The following is a 2,725-nucleotide window of genomic DNA, read 5'->3' as shown; positions in this document are numbered from 1 at the left end:
GTTGTAGGCGGGTTCGAAGACGTCGCGCAGCCGATAGTAGTCGGTGTGCAAGATGGGATCGTAGCGATGGTCGTGGCATTGCGCGCAGCCAACGCTCAACCCCAAGAGCGACGTCGAGACAATCTTGATCGTGTCGGCCATGGTGGCGTTGCGGGCCAAGTCCTCATCGATGGCCGCCGTGCCAGTGCCGTCGGCCGCCATGCGCAGGAAACCGGTGGCGACCAGCTTTTCGATTTGATCGGGATTGAGATTGGTATAGGGAGGCGTAAGCAGTTCGTCGCCGGCAAGTTGCTCAACAATGAAGGCGTCCAGTGGCTTGTCGGAGTTGAAGGCGCGGATCACGTAGTCGCGATACTTGTAGGCGTAGGGACGGGGGCGATCCTCATCGACGTAGCCATCTGACTCGGCATAGCCGGCCACATCGAGCCAATGACGCCCCCAGCGTTCGCCATAGTGAGGCGAGGCGAGCAAGCGATCGATCAACCGCTCGTAGGCGTCGGGCGCCGTGTCGGCGAGAAAGAGTCGCACTTCGTCGAGCGAGGGGGGCAGACCGGTCAGATCGAAGGTGGCGCGGAGCAGTAGCGCGAGCCTTTCTGCCGGGGGAGAAAAGGCGAGTCCGGCGGGCACCAACTTGTCGACGAGGAAGCGATCGACCGGATTGGCCAACTCGCCATGCTTGGGAACCTCTGGACGGGTCACCGGCTGGAAGGCCCAAAACTGGCGATCTTCTGGAGTGATACCGGGCGAGGCGTTGATATTCTCCGGCTCAGGGCGCTTGGTCGGTGCGCCGGCGTCGATCCACTGGCCAATGAGTTCGATCTGTTGCGCGGTTAGCTTGTGATCGCCAGGAGGCATTTCGCCAGCGAGCGTGCGCACAAAGATGGGACTCTCGTCGCGCTTGCCGGGGACGAGCGCGGCGCCGGCCTCTCCGCCCGCTTCGAGGCTGCGACGGAGGCGCACATCGAGGCCCGACTTGGGCTCTCCCTCCGCGCCGTGGCAGTGAAAACAATGGGCCTTGAAGATCGGGCGGATGTGCTCTTCGAAGGTGATGGCCGGTGGCGCTTGCGCGGTGACGGGATCGGCGTCGGCAGCCAGAGCGCGGCTGGCGAATAACAGCGAGAGCGCGGCGCCATAAAGTGGACGGAGTATCCGACATCCTTGCGCGGACGGACCACTGAGCGGGGTTTGCCGCATGCTGGTCTCCCAGTTGGCGGTTGGTGGAACCCCAGGGGTAGGTGAGGGCGGGGTTCCGGCGTGTTGGTGGGCATTATGGGCAAGCGCGCGGCAAATGGCAAATTATGCGGACCTGAGTCGGCGCCGCGCGGACGTTCGGCGAATTCACGAAACAATTTCTTCCACCACCTGACCGGCGACATCGGTGAGTCGGAAGTCGCGACCGGAGTAGCGGAAGGTAAGCCGCTCGTGATTAAGACCGAGTTGGTGCAGGATGGTGGCGTGCAGATCGTGCATGTGGACCTGCCCGGCGACAGCGAGATGACCGAACTCGTCGGTTTGGCCGTAAGAAAGTCCGGGCTTGAAGCCGCCGCCGGCGAGCCAGATGGTGAAGCCTGCGGGGTTGTGATCGCGGCCGGTGCCGTTCTTTTCGGCGTAGGGGGTGCGTCCGAACTCGCTCCCCCACCAGACGATGGTGTCTTCCAGAAGGCCGCGCTGTTTGAGATCGGCCAAGAGCGCGGCGATGGGCTGGTCGACGGCGCGGGCGTGATCGGCGTGCTTGGGCAAATTCGAGTGCTGATCCCAGGCGGGGTTGGCGGTGCTGTCGCCGTAGGTCACCTGCACATAGCGCACGCCACTTTCGCAGAGTCGGCGGGCCATGAGGCACTGCCGGCCAAAGTTGTCGGTGGGCTGTTGACCGATGCCGTATTGCTCCAGCGTGTGCCGCGTTTCTCGCGATAGATCGAGCACGTCGGGGGCGTGCTGCTGCATGCGCCAGGCCAGTTCGCAGGAGCGGACAACGGCAGCAAACTGGTCGTCGCTGGCCAGCGGTGGTTGCTGCGCGCTGTTGAGCGCTTGCAGGCGGCGGAACTGCGCTTGCTGCTGTGCGGGAGTCTGCTGCTGATTGGCGAGATTGCGAATGACCGCCTCGGTGGCCGGGGCGCCGGCCTTGCCAATCGCGGTGCCTTGAAACTCGGCGGGCAGAAAGGCGTTGCCGTAGTTGCGCGAGCCGCCGTTGCCGGCCGAGGGGCAAATGGAGACGAAGCCGGGGAGATTCTCGTTTTCGGTTCCGAGTCCGTAGAGGGTCCACGATCCGATGGAGGGGCGCACAAAGTTGGTGGCGCCGCAGTGCAGAAAGAGCGTGGCTGGCCCGTGCGCGACCCCTTCGGTCTGCATGCCATGCAGCAGGCAGAGATCGTCGATATGCCGGGCGGTGTGCGGAAACAGATCAGAGACCCAACGGCCAGTTTGGCCGTGCCGGGCAAAGTTCCAGGGAGACTTCATCACGCGATGCGACGATTGACCGTCGCCGCTGTTGGCGCGCTGACGAGCGTCGTCGAACGGCATCTGCTTGCCGTCGTCGTTGGCCAGACGCGGTTTGTGATCGAACGAATCGACCCGGCTTACTCCCCCCTGCATGAAAAGAAAGATGACGCGCTTGGCGCGCGGTGGGAAATGCGGAGCGCCGCGGGGCGATACCGCCGATCGCGCCACGCTCGTTTGCGCGGCAAGAGCCGACCAGGCGAGCGCGCCAAAGCCGCAGGCGGCCTCT

Annotated in this window: 2 protein-coding genes; both read right to left on the bottom strand. The window is 64.2% G+C overall.

What is annotated here, in order from left to right; all coding sequences use genetic code 11:
- Window positions 1–1,194: DUF1549 domain-containing protein (locus K1X71_21265; protein ID MBX7075680.1), on the bottom strand; the 1,194-nt coding region annotated here is incomplete at its 3' end.
- Between the two features lie 144 nt (window positions 1,195–1,338).
- Window positions 1,339–2,725 (bottom strand): DUF1501 domain-containing protein (locus K1X71_21260; protein ID MBX7075679.1); only part of this gene is annotated, 1,387 nt, incomplete at its 5' end.

The organism is Pirellulales bacterium (genome assembly GCA_019694455.1).
Taxonomy (GTDB): Bacteria; Planctomycetota; Planctomycetia; order Pirellulales; family JAEUIK01; genus JAIBBY01.
The sequence above is the reverse complement of the archived record's forward strand: the minus strand, read 5'-3'. Positions and strand labels throughout refer to the sequence as shown.